Consider the following 7,897-nt stretch of genomic DNA (forward strand, 5'->3'; position numbering starts at 1 on the left):
CCGCGCCGGGGCCGGCGCTGCGCTGGGCGCGCGCGCCGCGCGCGCGCGGGACGGACAGGCGTCGGCTCATGGCGCGGCTCCCAGCGGCGTAGCGTCGCGATCGACTTCCTTGGCGTCCGGTGCGGCCACCGTCGACAGTCCGGCGGCGTCGCTGAAGGTCGGATCGCCGATGCGGATGTCGGTGATGGTTCCGCTCTCGATCTTCAGCGTCACCGTCATGGTCATCGCGGCCAGGCCGCCGATCTTGATCGTGAGGGTGTTGAGGGTGATGCCGGCGGTGCGGCCCAGGCGGGTCTGGCTTTCGACGGTCTTGCCGTCCTTGGTGCGGAAGGCGCGGGTCTTGCCGGCGGTGAAGCCGGCGCCGGCGAAATGCAGCTGCGGCATCTCGACATCGACCAGGGTGCCGATGTTGGACTTGTGCAGCAGGATCTTGTTCTGGTCCTTGCTGTCGCGCTGCATGTCGACCCAGGTGTCGCCGTCGCCGAGCTTGCCGTCGCCGTTCTTGTCGCGGCCGATGCGGCCGTTGCCCAGCGCCAGTTCGCCGGCGAAGCCGATGAAGCCGTTGAGCCCGTCGGCGGCCTCGTAGGTGCGCTCCGGCGCGGTGCCCGGTTCGTTGGCCAGGCCTTCGATGGTCTCGCGCAGGTTGATCCGGCCGTAGTCGTCCGGGCCGGAATCGCCGTAGAAACCGGGCATCTTGCGCTTGAAGTCCTTGAGCACCTTCAGGTCGACGCCGTTGCCCAGGGTGATGATGTCCTCCGGGCCGGTGACGCCGCGCCGGGTCACGTCGCGGGTGTGCAGGCGCACGGCGTAGTTGGTCATGCCGCTGAAATCGATGACGCCGCCGTTGATGCTGGCGTCGATGTCCGGATCCGCCCACCAGTCCAGGTCGTACTCGCCGCTGATCTTGCCGTTGAGTCCCGACAGCGGCTCGACGATGAGCTTGCCGGGCGGATCCTTCCTTTCCGCCGCCTGCTCTTGGTTGAACTCGTCGGTGGCCTGCTTGAATTCGGCGTCGCTGAGCTCCTTCTTGTGCTCCTTGACGATGCTGACCTCCACGCCCTCGACGTGGATCTCGCCGATCCTGGCGGCGAGGAAGTCGATGCCTTCCTGGGTGCCCATGCCGCGCATGCCGGCGGCGATGTTGCTGATGCTCAGCAGCGGAATGCGGATGGTGTTCTTGTCCTTGTCGTTGCTGATGTTGAGCCCGCGCGCGATCACTTGCTGGATCGGCAGCGACACGGTGCCGTTGGGCTGGAACTGCGGCTTGATCCCCTTGGCTTCGAGCGCGCGCCCGTAGCCCTTGATGAAGGTCTTCTTGCCCTTGGCGTCGGTCAGGGTCAGGTCGGGATTGATCAGGCCCAGGCGGTTGAGCACGAAGCCGCCGTCGATGCCGGTGTGGACGATGTCGACGGTGCTGCCGTCGGGCAGGGTCTTGGTGCCGAGCTTGACCGTGCTGAACTTGATCCGGTCGGCGGTCAGCGGGCCGCCGTTGACGTCGGCGACCAGGTGCTTGACCGTGCGTTCGTCGCCGAGAGTGTTGGCCAGGTCGGCGCTCAGGCCCTGGATCGCGAACGGCTGCTTGCCCGGCTTGCCGGGTTTGCGCGGGGTGCCTTCGACCTTGAGGCCGCTGAGCGTGGAGGTGCCGTCCAGGGCGTTGCTGTCGAAGCCGCCGACGCGCAGATGGCCGATGCTGGCGACGCTGGCGTTGATGTCCTGGACGGAGCTTTCCTCCACGCCTTCGCCGTTGAGCCCTTTGGATTCGCCGTGATACGCGAAGGTGCGCGCGACGATGCCGTACAGGTCCAGGTCGCTGACCGCCAGCGTGGTCGGCGTCTTCTTGGTCTGGCCGGGATGGTCCGGGTCCGGATCCAGGCGGTAGTTCTGCCGCGCCTTGCCGAGCACGATCCGGTCGATGGTGACCGAACCCAGGCCCAGGGTCCTGGGCGCGTCGGTGTACTTCATGTCGGCGAGCATCGCGCCGGAGATTTCCACGCCGCTGGCCTCGGTGTAGTCCGGCCCGATCGCGACCTTGCCGACGATGCCCCTGCTGCCGAAGCGGGTGTCGAGCTTGTCGGTGTGCAGGCGGCCAGCGGTGCGCTCGATCTTGCCCACATCGACCGTGTACTCGCCCGGGCCGACCACCTCCACGCTCATGCCGCGGCCCTTGAGCGCGACGCCGGCGCTGAGCGCCGAACCGATCGCGCTGTAGTGCGCCGAGGTTTCATACTGGCCGAGGTCGATCTTGCCGGCGCTGAGCTTCTTCTCCGGCGTCCATTCGAGCCCGGTGACGTCCAGGTTCTGCAGGTACAGCGGCACGAACGGCGTCATCTCGCGCGCCTCGTAGTAACCGGCGCGGCGCAGTTCGACCCGGTTCTCGGCATCCTGGTAGATCAGCTCCTCGGACTCGACCTGGCCCACATGCAGGCTGTCGATGCGGATCTTGCCGAGTTCGCGCTCGGTCTTGGCGGTCTGGCCGGGCTTGGTCTTGGCCGGCACTTCGCGGGTTTCGATCCGGCCCTTGAGCTTGAAGTCGGTCAGCGTGGTCGGCTTGTTCGACTCGACGAAGCCGGCCTCGCCGACTTTCCAGTGCACGCCGGCGACCTTGAGGCTGCCGAAGTGGATGTCGTCGATGTCCAGCGCGCCCGCCTTGTAGCGCAGGCTGGCGCCGAAGTCCTTGAGGGTCAGCCGCACCCAGCCGTCGGGGCCGCGCACGTAGGCGTCGGTGAGGTCGAGATCGCCGATCTTGGCCGCGACCGTGCCGTCCTGCAGCAGGTCGACCCGGATCGCGCGCGCGTCGAGCCGGCCGTGGCCGGCCCAGGTGTCGACCAGGGCCTTGCTCACCACCAGGTTGTCGATCGAGTCGATGCCCAGCGACACCGGCTTGCCCTTGCGGGAGGAGGTCAGCTTGACCTGCGCGTCCTTGTCCGCCGGCAGCTCGATGTCGATGCCGTCGGCGTGCACGCCGTTGATCGAGCCCGAGGCGATGGCGACGTCGAGCTTGCGTTCGGACAGCTTCAGCCCGAGGCCGTTGCCGTACAGCCTGTCGAGCGAGAACGAGTCGATATGCGCCTTGGACAGGCGGTAATCGGCCAGTTCGCGGCTGCCCTTCACCCGCGATACCAGCTCGACCGAGCCGGAGAACTTCAGCCCTTCGATGCCGCTGGCGCCGTCGGACCACATCTGGCTGACCGATTCGCCTTCGCTCGAGGTCAGCAGGAACTGCTGCAGGCTCAATGAGTCGACTTCGAATTTCGGCACCTGGACGGTGATCTTGTCCATTTCCTTCTTGGCGCTGATGTCGAGCCGGGTCTCGCCGATCTCGAACGAGCCGGCGTCGCCTTCCAGCCCGCTGTCGGGCTGGTGCCCGGCGGTCTGGATCTGTTGCAGGGCGAAGCGCTTGAACAGGCGCTGGTTGTTGCCGCCGGTGCCGGTCACGGCGACGCCGCCGCGTTCGAGCACGTCGAGCGGATGGATGCCGCCGCCGAGCGCGTCCGACAGCAGATCGCCGGCGCCGCTGACCTTGACCCCGAACTCGTCGAGCTCGGTGTTGGCCACGCCGTACTGGGCCAGGTCGTAGGCGATGACGCCGTCGACCTCGGCCACCGCGTCCTTGGCCTTCTTGATCTCCTCCGGCGTCTTGGCGCGTTGCAGGCGCAGGTAGGCGTCCTGGCGCTGGTCGGCCAGCGCCTGCAGTTCGGCGACCAGGGTCGCGAGCTTGGCGACTTGTTTTTCCAGCGCCGGCTTGTCGGCGTCGGCGGCGGTGCGCGCTTTCTCGCGCAAGCCGTGCAGGCGCTGGTTCAGCAGGCCCAGCCGCGGCACCACGCCGAGGCCGACGATGTTGAGCTGCTTCAAACCGGCTTCGACCAGATTGCCGCGTTGCTTGACGCTGGCGTAGGCGCCGGTGAGCGTGGCCTTCTCGAACAGCAGGCCGTGGTATTTGCTGCGCGCCTTGTCGATGCGCAGCGAATCGACGCCGGCATCGGCGTCGCGCAGATGCTTCTTCCACTCGCTCCAGTCGAGCAGGCCGTTGGCCGGGATCGCGCCGGCGTGCAGGCCGTCGGCGACGATGCGCTCGACCTCGATGCCTTGCTGCGGCAGTTGCAGCCCGGCGATATCCACGTGCTGGGCGGCCAGGCCGACGCGGCCGCTGGCCAGGTCGACTTCCAGGCGGGCGCGGGTCAGGTCGATGGACTCCACGATCAGCGCCGCATCGGCGGTCAGCAGCTTGCGCAGCGCGCGGAACTCGGTCAGTTCGCTCGCGCTCAGCGACGACAGGCCCATCGCCACCATCGCCTGGTAGCGCCGCGCCTTGGGCTTGAGCGCCTTGAGGCTGTCGGCCAGCGCCTGCAGTTCCGGCCGCTTGGACACATCGCCGAGTTCCTTGAGCTTGGCGTCGAGATCGCGCTCGCTGAGCACGCCGCCGGCGATGCTGAGCCGGCCGGTGTGCACGTCGCCGAGTTCGAGCACGAAATCGCCGGGGCGGTCGGGCGAGACCAGCGACGGCTCGCCGAGCCCGAACTGCGCGCGCAGGGCGGTGCGCTGCGGCGTTTCGGTCGGGCTCGACAGCAGGCCGAGCATCGCCGAGCTGCTGCCCTGGCCGTGGAGGTGGTTGAGCGTGATCGGCTCGGCGCTGGTCACCGTGCCTTCCACGCCCGAGACCGCGGCCTTGCCGATGTCGAGGAAGGCGCCGCCCCGGTCTTCGAAATCGATCCGGTCCAGGTCGGTCTGCAACTGCGATTGCTGCGCCGGAGTCAGGCCGCCGGCGCGGATCCTGGCCTGGATGGCGAGGTATTCCTGCTCCTGTTTTTCGACCTGCGCGCGCTGGCCTTCCAGCTCGGCGGCGCGCTGGTCGAGTTCGGCCAGCGCCTGCGCGGCGTCGCCGCGGCCCTGCAGCGCGGCCTTGCGCTGGGCGATGGAGGCCAGCTCGGCGCGCAGGCGGGTGGCCTTGTTGAGGCCTGCGCGCAGGGCGAAGTCCTGCACCTCGGCCTTGGCCACGCGCTGGCCGCCGCTGCTGGCGAAGCCTTCGGCGGTCAGGCTGGCGAAGCTCATGTCGATCGCGCGGATGCGGCTGGTCAGATCGCTGCCGAAGCGGTTGTCCGGCTCCAGGCCTTGATCGCCGAGGCCGCGCACGCGGTTGATGCCGGCGGCCATCAGCCCCACCGCCGCCAGCTGCGCCAGCCACGGCAACACCATCAGCACCAGCAGCGGGAACGGGATGTAGCGGCCCTTGCGCTGCGCAGGCGGCGCGCCGCGGCTGGAATCGACGCTGCCTGCGGCCAGCCGCAGCGCGGTCACGCTGAGCTTGGCGATGGTGTACATCGCCCGGCTCTTGGCGTAAAGCACGTCGTTGGCGACCAGCGACTCCAGGCTGACCTGCGCCTGCGCGGCCTGGCCCTGGTTCTGCGAGTCGTAGGCGGCGCGGATGTGCAATTGGCGCAGATCGACTTGCCCGGTCTGGATCGTGCTGCCGTCGCGCTGGATGTTGCTCGATTCGATCAGCAACTGCGGCAGGATCAGCTCGGCCGACTTGCCTTCGCCTTCCAGCCAGCCCGGGTCCAGCAGCAGGGTCAGCTTGTTGGTCTGCGCGCCGATCGGCTCCTGCTTGCTGCCGCGCTTGGCCGGCTTGGCCAGCTGCGCGCCCATCAGGTCGCCGCCCATGAACTTCTGCACGTCGTTGAGATCGAGCTGGGCGCCGATCTTGCCGTCGACGAACAGCACGTCCATGTTCCACAACGTCACCAGCCCGCCCCACAGGCTGCGCAGCGAGGCGAACACGCCTTCCTCGTACCAGCGCGTGCCCTTGAGCATTTCCGGCTCGTACTTGTCGCGCTTGGTCGCCGGGTTCCACAGCCGGAATTCGTCGATCAGCGCCGCCAGCTGGGGCTGCTTGCCGATCACATCGAAGCTCTGCGAGCGCTCGAACGCGTAGCGGTGCTCGGACATCGCCATCGCCATGCGCAGCGTGCCGCGCAGGGCGACTTCGTTGGCCTTGGTCCAGAATTCGGGATCGTTGAGCTGGGCCAGCACGCCGGCGCGGTCGGTGCCTTCGCGGTCGCCGACGTAGGCATTGATGTCGCGCGCCTGGCGCATCGCCGGGCCCATCTCGGACTGGATCCGCGCCCAGGTGTCGGGGTTGTCGCGGATGAAGGCCTGGCGTTCGTCGTCGGGCAGGGCCTTGACGCACTGGAACGCCAGATAGGCCTCCCAGTCCTTGACCATCCAGTCGCTGAAAAGGCCGCGGCTGACCAGCTCGCGCGCCTGCGCGCGCACCCGCAGCGGGTCGCGGGCGAGGATGATCTTCAAGGTCGCGACGCGGTTGCCCTGGTCGAACAGGAACGATTCGGGCAGCTCGCCGAACAGCTCGTCGATGTAGCCCAGGCTGTCGAGCTCGCGCAGGCAGGCCTGCAGCAGGATTTCGTCGCCCGCGCTTTCGTGTCCGGGTTCGAGCGAGCCGGCGCCGAGCTTGACCAGGTCGCCGTACAGCTCGATCGCCTCGCTGTCGCGGTAGATGCCGCGGCGCCGGTCCTTGAACTTGGCCACCAGCGCCTGCAATTGCGCGCGCGCGTCGCCCTGGTCCAGGCGCTGGCGCTGGGCGCCGGAGGCATCGTAGTAATAGGTGTCGGTATCGCTGCGCCAGCCGCCGGGCTCGCTGGCGCCTTGCGCGCCGAGCTTGAGCATGCGCTCGTACTCGTCCTTGTCGGCGGCCTTGCGCACTTCCAGCACCGGCAGTTTCAATCCGGTCGTCGCGTCGCGCGGCAGCTTGTCGATCAGGCGCAGGTAGTACTTTCCGCCTTCGCGCTGGCGGAAGCGGTACTGCGCCGGCATCGGCAGGGTCTGCAGCAGGCGATAGGCGAACAGCGCCTCGTGCTCGCGGATGGCCCAGTCGAGCAGGTGGTAGGACAGCAGGTCTTCGAGCAGTTGTTCGTTGCGGTAGGGCAGGCGGGTCTGCACCAGCGCGGCCAGGGTCTGGGTCTGCCACGGCGCGGACTGGCCGATGAAGGCCGACGGCGGCAGCAGGTCGATGATGAGATCGACCAGTCCGTCGCGTTCGAGCTGTTCGCCGATGTAGCCGAAGCGGGCGTCGTCGGCGAGCTGCGGGAACAGCAGCTGCAGGGCGGCGATGGCGTCGTTGGCGTTGGGGTGGCGCGGCTGGCCGTCGCCGTCGCGCGGGGTCTGCAGGCGCTCGCGGATCTGCGTGACCAGGTCGTTGGCGCCCTGGTCGTTGGCGTGGGCGAGCAGGCGCTCGCGTTTTTTCGCCAGCGCCGCCTCGTCGTCGACCGCCTGCTTGCGCGCCTTGGCGAGCTTTTCCAGAACGTCCGGCGTCGGCGCGGGCGCATGCACCAGGCGCGCGATGGTTTCGCCTTTTTCCGATGCGCGCAGCTCTTCCCAGGCCGGCGCGGGCAGGTTGCCGACGATGTAGACCAGGGCCTGGGTTTCTTCCAGGTCCAGCCCGCCGTCGGGCAGCGCGCGCAGGGCCTTGAGGTCGATCGCCTCATAACGCTCCGGCTCCAGCGCCTTGTAGCTGGCCAGCACCGAGCGGCGGTGCTGGTACATGTGCGGCGGGTTGATGTTGTCGGCCAGCCAGTAGCGGTGCTGGGCGTCCAGCGCGCCGACCATGGCCACGGCGACGTCGAACGGCGCGGTGTCGAGGATGCGCATGATCTTGAACACGTCGCCGTCGGACACCCACCAGCCGTCGAGCGCTTCGCGGATCGAATCGAGCTCGCGCGAGCGGCTGGTCTTGACCGAATCGGCCAGCGGCGGCGATTGCGCCGCCTCGGTGGTTTCGCTCTTGCCGGTATCGGCCGCGGCGCGCGCGCTGCGCAGCGCCACGCGCGGGCGCGGCAGGCTCTCGCGGCGGGCAAACGCGGCGCCGATGGCGTCGGCCTCGGCCTCG

Annotated in this window: 1 protein-coding gene; it reads right to left on the reverse strand. The window is 68.6% G+C overall.

The features are described from left to right. Positions 1–66 precede the first annotated feature (66 nt). Positions 67–7,833 (reverse strand): hypothetical protein, encoded by a 7,767-nt coding sequence (locus A7A76_RS21775; RefSeq protein WP_206413273.1) that lies wholly within the window; start codon positions 7,831–7,833, stop codon positions 67–69. Positions 7,834–7,897 lie beyond the last annotated feature (64 nt).

The organism is Lysobacter enzymogenes (genome assembly GCF_017168095.1).
In the GTDB taxonomy this organism is placed as follows: domain Bacteria; phylum Pseudomonadota; class Gammaproteobacteria; order Xanthomonadales; family Xanthomonadaceae; genus Lysobacter; species Lysobacter enzymogenes_D.